14 protein-coding genes and 3 pseudogenes are annotated in these 18059 nt (G+C 38.5%); 6 read left to right on the forward strand and 11 right to left on the reverse strand.

Annotation, left to right across the window (positions count from 1 at the left end; all coding sequences use genetic code 11):
* Positions 1-12: 12 nt before the first annotated feature.
* Together KCV09_RS03450 and KCV09_RS03455 are read right to left on the reverse strand one after the other, a co-directional pair.
* Positions 13-1032: an NADP-dependent oxidoreductase gene (locus KCV09_RS03450; protein WP_151795889.1), complete on the reverse strand. Its 1020-nt coding sequence runs from the start codon at positions 1030-1032 to the stop codon at positions 13-15.
* Between the two features lie 410 nt (positions 1033-1442).
* Positions 1443-2333, reverse strand: a complete 891-nt coding sequence (locus KCV09_RS03455) for a DMT family transporter (protein ID WP_119026323.1) — start codon at positions 2331-2333, stop codon at positions 1443-1445.
* Positions 2334-2429: 96 nt separating this feature from the next.
* On the opposite strand from KCV09_RS03455, the gene KCV09_RS03460 reads away from it, so the two are divergent.
* From KCV09_RS03460 to KCV09_RS03480, 5 genes and pseudogenes are all read left to right on the forward strand, one after another.
* The gene (locus KCV09_RS03460; RefSeq protein WP_212515531.1) at positions 2430-2975 is read left to right on the forward strand and encodes a helix-turn-helix domain-containing protein; all 546 of its coding nucleotides are present in this window, start codon (positions 2430-2432) and stop codon (positions 2973-2975) included.
* A 293-nt stretch (positions 2976-3268) separates the two neighbouring features.
* Positions 3269-3583, forward strand: a pseudogene (locus tag KCV09_RS03465) (IS5/IS1182 family transposase); the annotation flags it as partial.
* 177 nt (positions 3584-3760) lie between these two features.
* Complete coding sequence (locus KCV09_RS03470; protein ID WP_212515532.1) at positions 3761-4921, forward strand: efflux RND transporter periplasmic adaptor subunit; 1161 nt, start codon at positions 3761-3763, stop codon at positions 4919-4921.
* A 1-nt stretch (position 4922) separates the two neighbouring features.
* The gene (locus KCV09_RS03475; protein ID WP_212515533.1) at positions 4923-8027 is read left to right on the forward strand and encodes an efflux RND transporter permease subunit; all 3105 of its coding nucleotides are present in this window, start codon (positions 4923-4925) and stop codon (positions 8025-8027) included.
* A 152-nt stretch (positions 8028-8179) separates the two neighbouring features.
* Positions 8180-8659, forward strand: a complete 480-nt coding sequence (locus KCV09_RS03480) for a GNAT family N-acetyltransferase (RefSeq protein WP_266098474.1) — start codon at positions 8180-8182, stop codon at positions 8657-8659.
* 14 nt (positions 8660-8673) lie between these two features.
* Here the strand turns inward: KCV09_RS03480 and adeS are convergent, their stop codons facing one another.
* The 7 genes and pseudogenes from adeS to KCV09_RS03515 form a co-directional block, all read right to left on the reverse strand.
* A complete protein-coding gene (gene adeS, locus KCV09_RS03485; protein WP_111812914.1) occupies positions 8674-9765 on the reverse strand; it encodes a two-component sensor histidine kinase AdeS in 1092 nt (363 codons plus the stop codon).
* Positions 9755-10516, reverse strand: a complete 762-nt coding sequence (gene adeR / locus KCV09_RS03490; protein WP_104124350.1) for an efflux system response regulator transcription factor AdeR — start codon at positions 10514-10516, stop codon at positions 9755-9757. Before adeR ends, adeS begins: the two co-directional genes overlap by 11 nt.
* Before the next feature lie 275 nt (positions 10517-10791).
* Positions 10792-11102: pseudogene (locus KCV09_RS03495) on the reverse strand (sodium/glutamate symporter); the annotation flags it as partial.
* Positions 11087-11239, reverse strand: a pseudogene (locus KCV09_RS03500) (arsenical resistance protein ArsH); the annotation flags it as partial. The pseudogenes KCV09_RS03495 and KCV09_RS03500, both read right to left, overlap by 16 nt.
* Before the next feature lie 5 nt (positions 11240-11244).
* Positions 11245-12288 carry an ACR3 family arsenite efflux transporter gene (gene arsB, locus KCV09_RS03505; RefSeq protein WP_151815913.1) on the reverse strand — a complete coding sequence of 348 codons (1044 nt, stop codon included), beginning with the start codon at positions 12286-12288 and terminating at the stop codon, positions 11245-11247.
* A 7-nt stretch (positions 12289-12295) separates the two neighbouring features.
* Positions 12296-12769, reverse strand: coding sequence for an arsenate reductase ArsC (locus KCV09_RS03510; protein WP_004937178.1), 474 nt, complete (start codon positions 12767-12769; stop codon positions 12296-12298).
* A gap of 6 nt (positions 12770-12775) precedes the next feature.
* Positions 12776-13099 (reverse strand): ArsR/SmtB family transcription factor, encoded by a 324-nt coding sequence (locus KCV09_RS03515; protein ID WP_004937180.1) that lies wholly within the window; start codon positions 13097-13099, stop codon positions 12776-12778.
* 439 nt (positions 13100-13538) lie between these two features.
* Here KCV09_RS03515 and KCV09_RS03520 point away from each other — a divergent pair, with 439 nt between their 5' ends.
* Complete coding sequence (locus KCV09_RS03520) at positions 13539-15623, forward strand: catalase (protein WP_151816149.1); 2085 nt, start codon at positions 13539-13541, stop codon at positions 15621-15623.
* Between the two features lie 93 nt (positions 15624-15716).
* Here the strand turns inward: KCV09_RS03520 and KCV09_RS03525 are convergent, their stop codons facing one another.
* Positions 15717-16805, reverse strand: coding sequence for a transcriptional regulator (locus tag KCV09_RS03525; RefSeq protein ID WP_104124344.1), 1089 nt, complete (start codon positions 16803-16805; stop codon positions 15717-15719).
* 210 nt (positions 16806-17015) lie between these two features.
* Entirely contained in the window at positions 17016-17993 is a 978-nt protein-coding gene (gene lipA, locus KCV09_RS03530; RefSeq protein WP_212515534.1) for a lipoyl synthase, read from the reverse strand.
* Positions 17994-18059 lie beyond the last annotated feature (66 nt).

Raw genomic sequence — 18059 nt, forward strand, 5'->3', positions numbered from 1 at the left:
AAGGCTTCCTTATTAGAGTTTGACAACGACTTTGCCAAAGTTTTCACCCTTTAACATGCCATTGAAAGCGTCAATCACGTTATCTAAACCTTGCACCATATGTTCTTTGTATTTGATTTTACCTTCTTTTAGCCACTCAGACATTTGCTGATTAAATTCAGGGTACTGGCTACCATAATCATCAAAAATAATGAAACCTTGCATGCGAATTCGTTTTTTTAATAGGGTAGAGATAAAACCAGGCAGGCGATCTGGCCCTTGTGCTTGTTCGGTCGCGTTATATTGAGCAACTACGCCACACAAAGGTACACGTGCAGCCGAGTTAAGTAATGGCCATACAGCCTCAAAGACTTTTCCGCCTACATTTTCGTAATAGATATCAATGCCATCAGGAACAGCCTGTTTTAATTTCTCTGCGAAATTTTCATCACGATGATCAATACATGCATCAAAACCGAGTTCTTCGACAGCATAACGGCATTTTTCCGCTCCGCCAGCGACACCGACCACACGACAACCTTTAAGTTTACCAATCTGTCCGACTGTTGCACCTACGGGGCCAGTTGCAGCGGCAACCACTAAGGTTTCACCTGCTTTAGGTTGACCAATGTCTAAAAGCCCCATATAAGCGGTAAAGCCAGGCATTCCTAAAATACCTAATGCCCAAGCGGGATGTTCGGGCTGCATACCCAAACTTTGACACGCCGTGCCATCTGAGATCGCGTAAGCCTGCCAACCATTTCCAGAAAGAATCCATTCACCTTCTTTAAACTTTGAGTTTTTAGTGGCAACAACTTGACTCACTGTTCCACCAACCATTACGCCACCAATTTCGACAGGTGCCGCGTAAGAGGGAGCATCACTCATACGACCACGCATATACGGATCGAGTGATAGATAAACGGTTTTTAACAAGATTTCGCCTTGTTTCAGCTCAGGAACCGGAACTTCCTCAATTTTGAAATCACTATGTTTTGGTTCACCGACTGGTCTTGCAGCTAAAACAATACGCTGATTGGTAATATTATTCATTGATTTAACTCCATATTCTGCATAAGAAACACTTCTATACAGAAATTAGAAATATTGATTGATGACCTTAAAATTGATTGTAGGTAAGTTATGATTAAAATCAAGACGACTGGTCTATTTTTTAACAATAGAGAACATAATTGATATGAATCTGTGAATTTTGATTACGTATGAGACAGACTCTGACATTTCAAAAAGAATTTCTCTAACGAACAACTAATTCATCGTATTTGGTTTTTTCTCACAGTAGTTGATTTATTAGAATTGAAAAATGGAAGTGAAACACTTCCATTATAGTTTTACACAAAAATATTTATGTGAAATTCAAAAAGTCTTTTGTGGCGCATTCAGATTTGTTTTGATGAGCTCAAATCATTTAAATGCCTATTGAAAGAGAAATCGCCATTTCACTATCTTTTAAAAAAATAAACCCACAATTTTTTAAACTTTAACTCACTGACTAACACGCCCAATAAAACTAAAATACCTCCAAAAATCGATAATATTGATAGTCGCTCCCCAGCCAAACGGCCAAAAATTGCAGCCCATACAGGTTCTCCAGAATAGATAATTGCAGCTTTTGATGGATCTACCGTACGTTGTGCCCAATTCATTGCGAATTGAATTAACGCGCTCGCACATCCTAATGCACCGACAATCAGGATAAACTGCCACGAAAGATTAGGAATGTATTCCGATTGGCTAAAAGGAATTGCTACGAAACAGGCAATGGAGGCTACAACAAGCTGAATAAACGTTACCTTGCCTAAATTCACTTTACCCGCAAAGAATCCAATTAAAATAATCTCCATGGCAATTCCGATCGCACTGCATATGGTCATGACCTGTCCGTAACTTAAATCTATTTGAGACATACTATTCCCGGTAAGCAAAAGCAGACCAAAAAATGCCAGTACAACTCCGATCCAGATATTAAACGCAGGTACTTTTTTAAAGAAAAGAAAAAGCAATATCGGCACAAAAGGGACATAAAGCGCCGTGAGGAATGCCGACTCACTACTTGTGATCGTTTGCAGGCCTACCGTTTGAAATACATAAGAAAAGGCGATAACGATACCAATGAAAAAACCGGCAATCACTTCTTGACGGCTGAAATTTTTGAGCTGCTGATAAGACACCAGAAATAGAACAGCTGCCGCGATACCGAAGCGTGTACCTACAAAAAAAATTGGTGAAGTAAAGTTCAGAGCATAATGTACGGCTAAAAAAGTACCACCCCAGAGAATTGTAATGAGGATCAATACAATTTCAGGAAATTTTGAAGACGAAGTGATTGACATAGTGAAAGACCAACAGAATGTGCAATATATTACCCATTATTGCATTAAATTATTTTTTTGTGCAATATACTGCTCAAAACATTCAATAGATAGCATATGACCAACAAGGTATTAGAGTTTGTAGGGCAGAATATTAGGCATTTCAGAGAAAAAGCCAGCTTGAGTCAGATTGAATTGGCAAATTTAGCCGGATTAAGTAGGCGCACAGTGATAGCTCTGGAAAGTAATCAGATGAATATTAGCTTGGCTAAACTCGATGCAATTGCATCTGCTCTTAAAATAGACTTTGTAACGCTTGTAAGTGATCACGCTCATGATCTTCCAAAATTAACGAATGTCTTGGCTTGGAAAGGCAGTCAACCAGAGAGCTATGCAACTTTAGTGGGTGCAATGCCATCAAAACATCAGACAGAAATGTGGGTATGGTGTTTGGGTACAGGGGAAAAGTATGAAGCAGAACCCGATGCCGATGGATGGCATGAAATGATATGGGTGTTGGAAGGCGAGCTTACTCTTCAAATTAACGATACAGCGCATATTTTAAAAGCAAATGAAAGTTTGGTATTTCCAAGCTCTACTCATTACACCTACATCAATTCAGGATTAAATACGGTTAAATTTATCAGGAATGTAGCGCATTAATTTTGTGAATTTTTTGACTGGCAGTATTTGTTTGGCTTTTACGAACAATGCTGATGCATTTATTGTTTATATCTTAAATATCTCTGCCATTTGAGCCTAAAATAGTCAAGATTATCCGAAAATTCAAAATTAAATAAAGATTATAAAAATTATTTAAATGCTTAAATGAGAAGCGTTAGACAGCATCAAAAATAGCGTTGTAGCGTCTAAATTTTTAATGTTTAGTTTCTAAAATTAAAAACGCCCTGTAGTGATGAGCTTAATTTAGGAGTATCTCAGCATCTATTTGATACATTGTGGACCGGCAAGCACAAGCAGTGATTCCACCAAGATAAAATGCGAAGTTATCGAAAGATAAAAAGATGAGCTCGCTAAAACGCAATAAGTCGCTTCAAACAGTTAAGCGTTTAGAAAGAACTATTTGGAAGAAATGGTCAGGCTATCACTGGTGGAGTCTAGTTGAAACCAACATATATTGCATGAAATTGCTAAGGGATAAACTCAGTGCGAGAAATTTTCAAAGCCAAGTCAATAAGATTCATGCACGAGTAGCAGTATTAAATAAATTTACAGACTTAAGTAGACCACATACCCGAGTTGTAACTTAAATTTGAGTAAATATGAGAAATCTTTACTTTTAAATCTGTGTACAGGAAGGCCTTTAAAGAATTTTCATCTGAGTAGAAACTTTACGTATCTCTCCACACAATCTCAACACAATATTGGCAGAAATTTGAAACTAAGTTTTAACAATACCAACTGTCACTAATTTCGTTGTAGTTAAAATGAACAAACACTTTCATCTTAAGCTTTGTGTATTGGGGATGAGTGCAGCCATGCTTATGGGTTGCAAAAAAAATGCTGAAGAAATTCAAACTGAACAGCCACCAGCGGTTGTCAGCGTTTTTACTGCACAGCAGCAACCAATTCACCTTATTGAAAATCTACCTGCACGCGTAGCAGCGTATCGGATTGCCGAAATTCGTCCACAAGTCGGAGGAATTGTGGAAAAGGTATTATTTACACAAGGTTCTGATGTCAAAATAGGTCAGTCTTTATTCAAAATTAATTCCGATATCTTGCAAGCAGATGTAGAGAGTAATCAAGCTACATTACAACGTGCTCAGGCTGAAGTGATACGTTTAAAATCGCTTCTTGGCCGTTATGAACAATTATTGTCAAGCCATGCCATTAGTCAGCAAGAATATAACAATACTGAGACAGCTTATGATCAAGCGAAAGCCGATGTTGCTCAACTAAAAGCAGCATTAACCAGACAGAAATTAAACTTAAAATATTCTACGGTTACAGCACCTATTTCTGGTCGTATCGGTCAGATTTTAGTGACGGAAGGTGCATTGGTTGGTCAAGCAGATACTAAAGCGATGGCTGTCATTCAACAGATCAGTCAAGTTTATGTCGATGTGAAACAATCTATTAATGAATATGAGAAATTACAAGAAGCGTTACAGCAAGGAACAGTATCCGATGTGCAACCTCAAGTCGTTATTTTAAACAGTCAGGGCAAGCCTTATCAGGCAAAGGGAAAATTACTGTTTTCAGATACTAATGTTGATCCTGATACCGGTGATGTCACAATCCGTATTCTCGTCAACAACAGCCAGCAAGAACTTCTACCGGGTATGTATGTGCGGGTCAATATCAATCGTGCTGTAATTGACAACGCGATTTTGATACCGGAACGAGCAATTCAACATGATATCAGTGGAAAGACCAATGTTACGGTTATTAATTCACAGGGACAGGCTGTTATTAAACCTGTTCAGTTAGGGCAGCGTTATCAAAGTAATTATGTAGTAACCAGTGGCTTGAGTGCTGGTGAAAAGGTCGTGGTTGAAGGTGAGGAACGTATACAGCCGGATCAGAAATTAAAAATTAAAATCTGGCAACCATCTGTAGCTACCTCTGAAAAAGGAGCACACTAAGATGTCTCAGTTTTTCATTCGTAGACCAATTTTTGCTTGGGTGATTGCACTATTTATTATTTTATTTGGGGTATTGAGTATTCCTAAATTACCCATTGCCCGTTTTCCAAGTGTAGCACCGCCGCAAATCAGTATTACCGCAACCTATCCTGGGGCGACGCCTAAAACACTCAATGACAGTGTAGTCACATTGATTGAGCGCGAGATGTCAGGGGTTAAAAACTTACTATATTACAGTTCAACATCGGATAATTCAGGAAGTGCAACCATCACGGCCACCTTTAAGCCTGGTACAGATGTTGAACTTGCTCAAGTCGATGTACAAAACAAAATCAAAGCAATTGAATCAAGGCTGCCACAGTCGGTAAGGCAGCAAGGTTTGATGGTTGATGCTGCATCATCTGGTTTTTTGATGATTGTGGGACTTAATTCTTCTGATAATCGTTACTCTGAAGTTGATCTGAGTGATTACATGGCTCGCTTTGTGATTGAGGAGCTTAAACGGGTCAATGGCGTAGGTAAGGTTCAAAATTTTGGTGCAGAAAAGGCGATGCGTATCTGGGTCGACCCTGATCGCTTGGTTGCATATGGACTTAGTATTAAAGATGTCAATACAGCCATTCAAAATCAGAACATTCCGATTTCTCCCGGTCGAATCGGAGATTTGCCTGCATCAAAAGATCAGCAAATTACCATTCCATTAACCGCTTTAGGTCAGCTGGAAAATATCGAACAATTCGAAAATATTAGCCTTAAATCAAATAAAAATGGGGCGAATGTAAAATTATCGGATGTTGCTCGAATTGAAATTGGTGCGCAGTCTTATAATTTTGCCATTCTGGAAAATGGTAAACCTTCTACAGCTATTGCCATTCAAATGAGCCCTGGTGCCAATGCAGTGAAAACCGCTCAAGGGGTTCAAGAAAAACTCGATCAGCTCAGTGCTTCTTTGCCACAAGGTATGAAATTTTCTATTCCATACGATACAGCTCCGTTTGTAAAAGTATCGATTGAAAAAGTAATTACCACTTTGCTAGAAGCAATGGTTCTTGTCTTTATCGTAATGTTTTTATTCCTTCACAATATTCGCTATACCCTCATTCCTGCGATTGTTGCACCAATTGCCTTACTGGGAACCTTTTCAGTTATGCTGATCGCAGGGTTTTCAATTAACGTGTTGACTATGTTTGGCATGGTGCTCGCCATCGGAATTATTGTGGATGACGCGATAGTGGTGATTGAGAATGTTGAACGGATTATGGCAACAGAACACTTGTCTCCTGTAGAAGCGACCTCAAAAGCCATGACCGAAATTACCAATCCCATAATCGGGATTACCTTAGTCTTGGCTGCGGTATTTTTACCGATGGCATTTGCTGCAGGCTCTGTGGGAATTATTTATCGTCAATTTACCATGACTATGTCGGTTTCTATTCTATTTTCAGCATTCCTGGCGCTGACATTAACGCCTGCCTTATGTGCAACGCTATTAAAACCTATTCGTGCACATCAAGAGAAAAAAGGATTTTTTGGCTGGTTTGATCGAAATTTCGAAAAACTGAATAATCAATACGAAAAAGTACTGTTTCGAGTCACCCGGCATGTTTTACCTGCGATGTTCATTTTTGTTGGCATTGTGGCTGTACTGATCTTCAGTTTTAAAATGGTGCCAACGGCATTTATGCCAGAGGAAGATCAAGGCTGGTTTATGACTTCCATTCAGTTGCCGGCAGATGCCACTCAGCAGCGCACTCTTAAAGTGGTTAATGAATTTCAGCAATTTCTCAATCATGAAAAAGGCATTAAAGATAATATGGCGATTTTAGGATTTGGATTTAGCGGTTCAGGTCAAAATACTGCTATGTTTTTTACCAATCTGACTGATTTTAAAGAGCGAACGATCACTGCACAGAAAGTTGTGAATAATGCCAATATGGCCATGACCGATAGCTCAGAAGGGCAAACAATGTCTGTTTTACCCCCTGCGATCGATGAGTTAGGAACATCGTCTGGTTTTACTTTGCGTTTACTAGATAAAGGCAACATTGGTATGGATGCTTTGATCAAAGCACAAAATCAGCTCATTACACTTGCTACGCAAAATAAAAAACTTACTGGCGTATATGCTGAAGGTCTACCGGAGGGGAGTACGGTACAGCTAAAAATTGATCGTGAAAAATTACAGGCATTAGGTGTTAACTTTAGCGATGTCACGGATATTATTTCGACTTCTATGGGGTCTATGTATATCAATGACTTCCCGAATCAGGATCGTATGCAGCAAGTGATTGTACAGCTAGATGCCAAATCTAGAATGAGTATTGAAGATATTGGTAAAATTAAAGTGAATAGCCAGAGTGGTAAACTGGTATCGATGGCTGAAGTGATTACACCAGTTTGGCAGCATGCCCCTCAGCAGTTCAACCGTTACAATGGTCGACCGTCTTTAAGTATTACGGGGAGTCCCGCAACAGGATTTTCTTCTGGGCAAGCGATGCTTGAAATGGAACGTCTCATTACGCAACTGCCTAAAGGTGTCGGTTATGAGTGGACGGGAATTTCTCTCGAAGAAAGACAGTCTGAAGCACAGACCATATTCTTGCTGATCTTATCGATGCTGGTGGTGTTTTTGGTCTTGGCTGCACTGTACGAAAGCTGGTCAATTCCTCTGTCGGTCATGTTGGTGGTTCCTCTTGGCATGGTCGGGGCGTTTATCGCGGTGATGATACGAGGTATGCCCAATGACATTTTCTTCAAAGTGGGTTTGATAACCATTATTGGTCTATCTGCAAAAAATGCGATTTTGATTGTTGAGTTTGCCAAAACATTAAGACAAGAGGGTATGGGCTTGGTTGAGGCAACCGTCGCCGCAGCAAAACTAAGATTACGTCCTATTTTAATGACATCTCTTGCATTTACCTGTGGTGTAATTCCCTTGGTGATCGCAACAGGTGCTAGTTCGGAAACGCAAAAAGCCATTGGTACAGGCGTGTTTGGCGGTATGATCAGCGCCACCATTCTGGCAGTCTTTTTTGTTCCCGTGTTCTTTATTTTCGTGATGAACATTGTAGAAAAATTCTCTCAACGAAAACATTCTCACAAGTAGTTCATGTCCAATATAGTCATGAGATAAGGTGTGTCCGCTTTATCTCATTGGATAATGTTGTTGAGTATTCAAACGAGGTTGATGTAATGCAAGTAAGAATTGAAACATCACGATTGATTTTGTGAGCATTTGAAATTGAAGACGCAAGTGATTTGCTGGCTTATCTTTCTCAGCCGAAAGTCAATTGTTTTATTGATGAACAAATTTTAAAGATTGAACAAGCGATTGAAAAAATAAAAACAAGACGGCAGAGTAAAGATTATCTTGCAGTTCAGTTAAAACAAACCAATCAGGTCATTGGGGAGCTATTTTTTATTCATGAAGAACCAGATACCTACTCTGTAGGATGGAACTTCAATACAGCTTTTCATGGTCAAGGCTTTGCCTATGAGAGTGCTGATGCATTCTTAGATCATCTTTTCAAGCAGCTCAATGCACGAAGAATCTACGCTTATGTCGAGGAAGATAATCATGCTTCACAAAAACTGTGTGAACGGTTAGGTATGCGTAAAGAAGGATGTTTTGTCGAATATATATCTTTTGTTCAGCATGAAGATGGAACGCCAAAATACGAAAATACTCTCCAATACGCCATATTGAAAAAAGAGTGGTTAGATAAAACTAGGATTTGAGAACTTTTTTGGCGCTATGACTTTTTCAAGAGAATGGTAAAACAGCTACCACCCAAATCTGTTGATGTCGTATAGGTGATTTGTCCTTGATGTGCCTCAATAATGGCGTAAATCACTGCAAGCCCCAGACCAGTGCCACCTTCCGAGCGTGATCGAGATTCTTCTAAACGATAGAAGGGTTTGAATAAGTGTTCGAGGTGCTGCTCATCGATACCTGGGCCTTGATCTTCAAGCATCAAAATCCAATGGTCTTGGGTTGTTTTGGTTGTAATGGAAAGTTTGCCAGCGTCCGCATAACGTGAAGCATTAGAAAATAAGGCAATCAACACCTGTTCCATACGTGTTACATCACATCGCGCTGTTTCATGGGTCAAATTAAAAACTACATGCAATCCTTTGTGTTCAAAGCGATCTTGAAACATTTGAAAGCACTTAAAAATACTGTTCTGAAGGTTTGTTTCTTGGATATCTAAACGAAATTGTTGGTTTTCAACCAAAGTCAGCGTACGTAAATCTTCAACCAAGTAAGATAATCCTTCTACTTGACTGAGCAAGCTTTGATGTAACTGCGGATCTGCTTCAAAAACACCATCGACTATTCCTTGTAATCGACCCTGTAAAATAGTGATCGGGGTGCGAAGTTCATGTGCAATTGCCGCATTCCAAAGAGTAGAGTTTTTGACTGAGATCTCGAGCTGATTGGCCATGGCATTAAAATTCTGGATTAATGACATAAGTTCATGTGGAATGTGTGCTTGTTGCTGTTCAATTCTTAATGAAAGATTTCCTTGCTGGATTTGTTTTACGACATTGGCCAGTGCATTGATGGGCTGAGTGTAACGTTTAGCGTATCTGAAAGCTAAAAAAGTGGACAGCAAAAAGCCAGTCAACACGACCAAAAAAGTCCACAGATAGTCTACTGAAGTAAAAGAAAAATTATCAGGGCAAGCGTTCTTGAGATCGAGTAAACCTTTTTCTGTAGCCCAGCCATAAACCAAATAACCTAAACCAAAAGAGAAAATAGTTATTCCCAGATTCAGTACGCTCATCATAATCAGTAGTTGAGCGCTAATACCAATCGAATTTTTATTCAGTTTAGTTCTCATGATTTTGATCTAATCGGTAGCCTACACCACGTAAATTGATGAAATATCCCAAAGCGCGTTTTTGTTCAAGCTTTTTCCGTAAGTTACTGATATGGCTGTCTACGGTACGATCAAGTGTCGTTTTTTCGGGCATGCACTTCTCAATTAATTCAGTCCGGGTAAATACCTTATTCGGACTTTGCAGCATCAACTTTAGAATATTAAATTCAGTCAGCGTGAGATTCAGCATCTGCTTTTGATCATGTTGAAGCACATACGCCAAATGTTGTTCAAGATCAATTTCAATGGATTTATAGTTCAGATATTTCTTTTGTTGCTGCTGTAAGGTACTGCGCCGTAATACGGCTTCTACACGAGCAATCACTTCATTCGGATTAAAGGGTTTCACCACAAAGTCATCGGCACCCATTTTTAATGCCATGATTTTATTATCGAAATCGTCCATAGCGGTGAGCATAATCACAGGAATATTGCTGTACTGTCTTAAAACGGTTAATACTTCCCAACCATTTTTTTTTGGCAGTTTAATATCTAAGATCACGAGATCAATAGCATGGACTTTTAATAATTCTAGTGCCTGTTGACCTTGTATAGCACGGATTACATGCATATTTTCTTTTTTTAAATATCTTTCAAGAATATCACCAATGTCAAAGTCATCTTCGACTACAAGAATGGTTTTATTGGATAAATCACAGGAATGATAGGATGTGTTCAAGGGAATACCGAAGCGTACTAAAATTAAGGTCATGAATGTTTTTTAAAGTATAGTGATTTTATAAAAATGTCTAATCGGATAGCGGATATTTTTATTAGTTTTAATGACCATCTAACAATTTTTAAGCGTTCTTGATGAACGTTAATGAAATAGAAATAAAAGCACTGAATTTGAGATTTAATTGAATCGCTAAGACCCATAACTTGGATATAAGTAAAGAATGATCTATGAAAAACGTCTAATGTATAAGATAGAATTAGATAACTTAGATCAAAAACTTGATCAGATATGCTCTGATCAAGTTCACTTTAACCAATGAACTTCAAGATTAACTGAATGACTGTTGCATTGATAAGGTCCACAAAAAATGCACCGCAGAGTGGAACAATCAAAAAGGCTTTATGTGACGGACCATACATATTGGTAATTGCTTGCATATTAGCAACAGCAGTTGGTGTTGCACCCATCGCAAAACCACAATGACCTGCTGACAGCACCGCAGCATCGTAATTTTTCCCCAAATTCTGACCTTAAAAACGCCTTCTAGTACATTTCTAAGAATCACGCCACCTGCCAATGTCCAGACAAATGTGGGAAGTTCAAACCAAGAACTTTTACTGCCAATCGACTATATGAACGTTCTCGATTTGAGCCATAAAGCAAAAGTATACGTGGTGGATGATCCAATGCTTTGGCTTGTACTTTTTCTAAAGTTGGTTGGTCGAGAAGATTTATATCTATATTTGGGAGAGACATCGAAATTAAACCTCAGTTTTGAAAAACTTCTTTCTAAGCCATAAAGATACGCTGACCAATGCGATCAATACGGGAACTTCAACCAAAGGTCCGATTACTGTCGTGAATGCCACAGGAGAAGCTAAACCAAAAGTTGCGATTGCCACAGCTAGCGCTAATTCAAAATTATTTCCCGCAGCGGTAAATGAAATTGCAGTAGTTTTAGGATAGTCATTTCCCATCCATTTACTCATAAAGAAGCTAATGAAGAACATCACAATAAAATAAATCGTCAATGGAATTGCGATGCGTAATACATCCAGAGGTAAGCTCACCACATCGTTTCCTTTAAGGCTAAACATCGCCACAATCGTAAACAATAAAGCAAGCAAACTGAGCGGGCTGATCTTGGGCAAGAAGACTTGTTGATACCAAACTAAACCTTTGGCTCGAACCAATAAGAATCGGGTGATAAAACCGAGTAAGAACGGAATTCCTAAATAAACCAATACCGCATGAGTAATCGTCCAGAAATTAACATCAATAACTTGACCTGCAACACCAAAATACGGAGGTAAAAAAGTGAGAAACAGCCAAGCATACGTACTAAAAAATAGAATCTGAAAGATACTGTTGAAAGCCACCAATGCGGCAACATATTGATTATCGCCACAGGCCAGACCATTCCAAACCAGAACCATCGCAATACATCTTGCTAAACCAATCAGGATCAAACCCGTCATGTATTCAGGGTAGCTCTGCAAAAAGATAATCGCCAAAGCAAACATCAAAACAGGCGCAATAATCCAATTTTGCACCAACGACAGTGTTAAGGTTTTTTTATCTTTAAATACTTGCGGTAAAGCAGCATAGTCCACTTTGGCAAGCGGTGGATACATCATCAAAATCAGACCCAACGCAATTGGAATATTGACTGAGTTAATGCTCATTTTATCTAAAGAAACAGATACCTGCGGGAAGAAAACGCCAATACCGATTCCTACAGCCATGGCAATAAAAATCCATAGTGTAAGATTACGATCTAGAAAAGACAGTCTTTGTCGAGCCATGATGTTCTCATTCAATATTTGAGATCTGATTAATCGCTGCGATCAATTCAGTACGCGTCATATTTGCGCTATCTAGTGCAAACAAAGCATCCAAACGACGATGAATATGTTTAACCGTCACTTGGAATGCTTGTAGTTTTTCTTCTTTAGGCAAATCTAAATGTGAAGGATCAGCCAAGCCCCAATGTGCTTTAATTGCTGTACCTAAATACAGTGGACAAGGTTCTTGCGCTGCTGAATCACAGACTGTGATCACAACATCTGGCTGGTATTGCTCGCAGTCATCAATGGTTTTACTCCATAATCCATCAGTTGAAAGACCCATATTTTCTAGGGTTTCGATAGTGAGAGGATGGACCTGTCCTGATGGTTGGCTGCCTGCACTATAGGCTGTCCAGCCTGCTGGAGCCCGATGATTGAACAGCACTTCAGAAAGGATACTGCGGCAACTGTTTCCGGTGCATAAAAACAAGAATTTCATTCGTGCTTACTCGCAATGAGTTGGGATGGATGATTGTGCATTGGCTAGATTGATAGAGTGATCAGACAGATTTGACAGGATATTCAGAATATCCTTGGCCCATTCTGGAAGGTTCGGATTTAAGCGGTAATACACCCATTGTCCTTGTCTTTGATCCAGTAAAATGGAAAGGTTGCGAAGCAGGGCTAAATGTCTGGAAATTTTGGGTTGACTGAGTTGTAAATGTTCTGTCAGTTCACACACGCAGACATTGTGCCGAGCCAAAATCAACTTAAGAATATCGAGTCGAGTCGGATCGGAAAGACACTTGAAGAAATCAGATTGATTCATACATTATCGCTTATATATTTGATATTTCGAATATACGCATATTCATATATGGATGCAATATTTTTTAGCATTCTATTGAGTAAAAATTGAATAAACTTGACTATGAATAGTCAATGTGAATAAAACTTAAATAAAGCTAATTTTAAAAAGACTGAACTAATTGCAAAAATATTTTGACTTCAAACTTCGTCAATTTCAGGGAGGATCCGCTAATAGTTTAAACAAGCAAAATTATAATCTCCATATTTATTTCCGAGCAGACTGATACGGCAATCAATGAGTAAGATGGTGAGTACATGTAGCATTCAGATTGTTGCTTTAACGTTATCAAACCGTATCATATGCAAAAAAGTACTTAATTCTCAGATACTATCTTGAAGTCTATAAATATCATTTACAGTTTTTGCATTTTTTAAAAATACGAACTAGGAAAAATACAATGAGCAGAAAATCCAATAAGGACAATGCCAAAATCACACAATTCGAAAATGAAAGTTATGTCGATCCTAAAGGGAAGACACTCACGAGTTCACTGGGTGTTCCTGTATCCGATAATCAAAATAGTTTAAAAATTGGCGATCGTGGACCAACGTTACTGGAAGATTTTCTGCTACGAGATAAATTAATTCATTTTGATCGTGAACGTATACCAGAGCGAGTTGTTCATGCTCGTGGTTTTGGTGCACATGGTTATTTTGAAGCGTATGAGGGAAATGAGAAATGGACGAAGGCTCAATTTCTTACAGATACAACTCACCCGACACCAATCTTTACCCGTATTTCAACGGTACAAGGTGGACGTGGATCAGCAGATGTCGTCCGAGATGTACGTGGATTCTCAATTAAATTTTACACGCAAGAAGGCAATTATGATTTAGTTGGGAATAATATTCCGGTATTTTTCATTCAAGATGCGATCAAATTTCCTGATTTTGTTCATGCTGTTAAACCTGAAGATCCAAACGAAGTTCCTACAGGGCAATCTGCACACGACACATTTTGGGATTTTGTTTCTTTAAATACTGAAACCGCGCATATGACGACTTGGGTCATGTCTGACCGAGCTATTCCTCGTAACTTACGTTCTATCCAAGGCTTTGGTGTACATACATTCAGATTGATTAATGCGCAAGGCAAAGCGCATTTGGTTAAATTTCATTGGACACCAAAACAAGGCGTCGCTCAGGTTGTTTGGGATGAAGCATTGAAGCTAAATGGTAAAGATCCGGATTTTCATCGCCGTGATTTGTGGGATGCAATTGAAAATGGAAATTATCCAGAATGGGAACTAGGAGCCCAAATTTTCACTGAGGAAGAGGCTGCTCAATGGGATTTTGATGTATTAGATCCGACAAAACTTGTGCCTGAAGAGCTAGTACCGGTAACGCCATTAGGTAAATTCGTACTTAACCGTAATACAGATGATTTCTTTGCTGAAACAGAGCAAGTTGCATTTAGTCCTGCAAACATTGTTTCAGGAATCGATTTCAGTAATGATCCTTTACTTCAAGGGCGTTTATTTAGCTATACAGACACGCATCTCCACCGATTAGGCACAGCCAATTTTAATCAGATTCCAATCAATAAACCTGTATGTCCATTTCATACTAACCGACGTGGAGGTTTTGCCAACCATGAAGTTTACAAAGGAAAGGCAAATTATGAGCCAAATTCAGTAGATGAAAATTGGCCACGTGAAGCTGATCAAGACAAAGGTGCGTTTAGCTCTTATCCAGAACCTGTAGAAGCAAGTAAATTGCGTGTGCGTCCTGAAAGCTTTGCTGATCATTTCTCTCAAGCTACGCTTCATTACAGCAGTTTAAAAAAACATGAACAACAGCATATAAAAGATGCTTATGCATTTGAATTATCAAAAGTACAAGATGAAGCGATTCGTCAGCGAGTTATCGATCGAGTTCTAGTGAATATTGATAAAGATCTTGCCACATATGTTGCAAATGAACTCGGCTTAAAGCCATTAATGCAACCTGAAACAGATCAGCTAAGTCAGGTGAAAATTTCTGAAAAACTGAGTATCGATGCTTTTAAAGCACCGGATATTAAACAACGAAAAATCGCAATCTTGGTACATAATGGCGCAAATGCTAGTTCGGTAGATGCAGTCAAAGCATGGGCTGAAGGTGAAAATGCTGTTGCGGAAGTTCTTGCTCCAAGTGCAGCTCCAGTTAAATCTAAAGATGGCAAAGAGATTGCAGTTGATGGTCGCCAAAATGGAGAACCATCTGTCACTTATGATGCTATTGTCGTGATTGATGGAGATAATTTAGATACTTTTAAAGCCGATGGCGTAGCAAAATATTATGTTTTAGAGACTTATAAGCATCTGAAACCCATCTATTTACTTGACGATAAAAAGTCACTTCTCGATTATTTTGGTATCCATCAAGATGATGCTATTTTCACTAGCGAGTCTTTTAAAGATCAACAGGATAAATTTAAATTAGCCATACAGAATCACAGACTTTGGTCTCGAGAAGATGTAATAGCAAGCGTTCCAGTATAAATTTAGGAAAAAGTCTAGAATCAATATTGAGTTCTAGACTTTTTGGTTCTCATCACATTGTAGGTCGTAATGATCTCAATTAACTCAATCTGCTTAAACAAATTTTGAAAAACGATCGTGATAGATACTATCTTTGGGGATCAGTTCAAGCAAACGTTGCACGGCATCGACTCGCTCTGGTAAATAACCGATAATTTTTAGTAGTTGATCTACATCCTGTAGTTGATAAATTAAATAGCTTAAACGAGCATCAAAACTTTCTCTCCATGCACAAAGATAAGGACTTTCAGTTTTAGACAGAAAACTTCCTTTATATAAAGAAAAAGTGCTCGCTAAAAATCCGGCACTTAAAGAATGTTCAGCTTTTAAAAAATCACATTCAACTTCACAAGTTAATTTATATACTCGGGAATCAATGCAGTTAGGCAACAGATTACGTAATTGAGATAATTCTGATTTAAGCGTTTTGACACTAACGTCTCGATCGCCATACAAAGCATAATGTAGCTCATCCAAACTGATACCTTTTGGACGTAGAACCAGAATACATAAAATTTCAATTTGGCGATGAGTTAACACTAGGGGTGTTTGATTAAATATAATTCTTGGTGTTCCTAATGCATGAATATATAAAATATTTTTTTGTTGAGTTAACAGCGATTGACGTACTAAGTCGGCACAACGCTCAACAGCTAAAACCCCCAAAGGCGTGTGTTTTTTATACTTGGTCGATAAATTAATAACACCATGAAAATGATTAGATACTGGATCAATAATAGGGGCTGCATAGCACACCCAGTCTCGTACACTATTCATCTGATTTTCATGAGAATGTACACAACTCGAACGATGGCTATTGAGCGCCATACCGATGGCATTTTTACCCACAGCTTGAGTAGACCAGTGACCACCTTCAATAAAATTGACTTGTTCTGCAGACGATAACATTGTTCGACTACTCCAGGTCCATAGTAATGTACCTTGATGGTCAGTTAAGCCTATTGCCATTTCGGAGTCATAGGCGATTTTTGACAGTTCATCACAGGTTTGGTGTATAGATCGATCAAATATAGAATTATGTTCTTCATCACGCAAAAGAAGAATCGGGGCTGCATTTACATCAATCTGATTAACTAAATGTGTTGTTTGTAAAGCTGAATTTATTTTTTCCAAATGATTCATTCCATATTCCTTTATGGTTGAGCAACGTATTCGCTTGAGTAAAGCTATTTAGTATTCCGACACCGCCTATATCAACACTCTATTGGGTTAATTGATTTGCAGACATTTAATTCCATATGAAAAAACTGTAATAGGAAAGAATTCTTTTTTCTATCGAATTTTAGTAAGTTTTGACCATATAGTTTTTTACTCAAGCTGAATCCAATTTCATCAGTCATTTCGATTAAGTTGGTCAGATAGTTGCTGTCCGTAGTACTGCTTTTCAGCAAAGTAACTCGATCTGACCAATGGCCCACTCCAAATATTTTTAAATTTTAGGCGCTCTCCATGTTTCTGATAATGTTTAAATTCTTCTAAGGTAACAAAGCGGTGAATGGGGGCATGAGATTTCGAAGGCTGTAAGTATTGACCAATAGTGATATAGTCTACTTGGTAATCTTTTAAGTCATTTAACAATACAATTACCTCTGCCTCCACTTCTCCTAAACCCACCATCAATCCGCATTTGGTGGGAATGTCTGGACAATAATGTTTGAATTTATTCAGTAGATCCAATGAATGCTGATAGTCAGCGCCTGGTCGCATAGCTTTATACAGACGCGGAACGGTTTCAATATTGTGGTTAAAAACGTCAGGTGGATTTTGACTCAAGATTTTAAGCGCAATATCAGCACGGCCACGAAAATCAGGAACTAAAATTTCAATCAAAGTATCTGGGCTGGTTTCACGAATTTCTTGAATGCAATCAGAGAAGTGTTGTGCACCGCCATCTTTTAAATCATCTCGATCAACCGAGGTGATCACCACATACTTTAATCCTAAATTCTTAACCGTTTCAGCCAAATTCTTTGGCTCATGAATATCTAAAACTTGAGGACGACCATGAGCCACATCGCAAAATGGACAACGTCGAGTACATATATCTCCCATAATCATAAATGTTGCCGTGCCACTGCCAAAACATTGCGGCAAATTAGGACAAGCTGCTTCTTCACACACCGTGTGAAGCTTTTGTTGTCTTAGTAAATTCTTGATCATTCGAACTTCTTCAGGCTGACTCATTTTAGTTCGAATCCACTCAGGTTTCTTTGGCGTAATTTCTGTTGCAACAATTTTAATTGGAATACGTGCTATTTTTTCAGCGCCTCTTAACTTATTTCCAGTTAATATTGTGTTATTTAAATCCATTTTAAATGCTCCATTATTTAAAAATAATTAATATAAATCCCGATCTTCATTCGCTATTTTTATTGC

Origin of the sequence: Acinetobacter soli (assembly GCF_018139125.1) — a bacterium.
Lineage (GTDB): Bacteria > Pseudomonadota > Gammaproteobacteria > Pseudomonadales > Moraxellaceae > Acinetobacter > Acinetobacter soli.

Coding starts and splice junctions, on each gene's coding strand:
- KCV09_RS03450 (WP_151795889.1), bottom strand. CDS start 1,032: ATGAATAATATTACCAATCAGCGTATTGTTTTAGCTGCAAGACCAGTC.
- KCV09_RS03455 (WP_119026323.1), bottom strand. CDS start 2,333: ATGTCAATCACTTCGTCTTCAAAATTTCCTGAAATTGTATTGATCCTC.
- KCV09_RS03460 (WP_212515531.1), top strand. CDS start 2,430: ATGACCAACAAGGTATTAGAGTTTGTAGGGCAGAATATTAGGCATTTC.
- KCV09_RS03470 (WP_212515532.1), top strand. CDS start 3,761: ATGAACAAACACTTTCATCTTAAGCTTTGTGTATTGGGGATGAGTGCA.
- KCV09_RS03475 (WP_212515533.1), top strand. CDS start 4,923: ATGTCTCAGTTTTTCATTCGTAGACCAATTTTTGCTTGGGTGATTGCA.
- adeS (WP_111812914.1), bottom strand. CDS start 9,765: ATGAGAACTAAACTGAATAAAAATTCGATTGGTATTAGCGCTCAACTA.
- adeR (WP_104124350.1), bottom strand. CDS start 10,516: ATGACCTTAATTTTAGTACGCTTCGGTATTCCCTTGAACACATCCTAT.
- arsB (WP_151815913.1), bottom strand. CDS start 12,288: ATGGCTCGACAAAGACTGTCTTTTCTAGATCGTAATCTTACACTATGG.
- KCV09_RS03510 (WP_004937178.1), bottom strand. CDS start 12,769: ATGAAATTCTTGTTTTTATGCACCGGAAACAGTTGCCGCAGTATCCTT.
- KCV09_RS03515 (WP_004937180.1), bottom strand. CDS start 13,099: ATGAATCAATCTGATTTCTTCAAGTGTCTTTCCGATCCGACTCGACTC.
- KCV09_RS03520 (WP_151816149.1), top strand. CDS start 13,539: ATGAGCAGAAAATCCAATAAGGACAATGCCAAAATCACACAATTCGAA.
- KCV09_RS03525 (WP_104124344.1), bottom strand. CDS start 16,805: ATGAATCATTTGGAAAAAATAAATTCAGCTTTACAAACAACACATTTA.
- lipA (WP_212515534.1), bottom strand. CDS start 17,993: ATGGATTTAAATAACACAATATTAACTGGAAATAAGTTAAGAGGCGCT.